Here is a 304-nt window from a genome sequence, read left to right as displayed (position 1 = left end):
CTCGTATGCACGCCTGAGCGAAGACGACATGCACGCGCTGTATGCGTACTTCAGGCAAGGCGTCGCACCGGTGAACCAGACAAACCGCCCGGTCGATATCGTCTGGCCGCTGTCGATGCGCTGGCCGCTCGGTATCTGGCGTCACCTGTTCGCACCCGAACCGGTTTCGTTCGACGCGAAGCATTACGCCGATCCGGTTATCGCGCGCGGCGCCTATCTCGTGCAAGGGCTCGGCCATTGCGGTGCGTGCCACACGCCGCGCGCGGCGACGATGCAGGAACGCGCATTGAGCGACCTCGACGGT

General features: G+C 64.8%; 1 pseudogene. It reads left to right on the top strand.

The window, feature by feature from the left end:
• Positions 1–304 (top strand): annotated as a pseudogene (locus P0D96_RS48585) (cytochrome c); the annotation flags it as partial.

The organism is Paraburkholderia sp. RL17-347-BIC-D (assembly GCF_046027915.1).
Taxonomy (GTDB): Bacteria; Pseudomonadota; Gammaproteobacteria; order Burkholderiales; family Burkholderiaceae; genus Paraburkholderia.
Note: the sequence above shows the minus strand (reverse complement) of the source record. Positions and strands in the feature narration are given on the sequence as shown.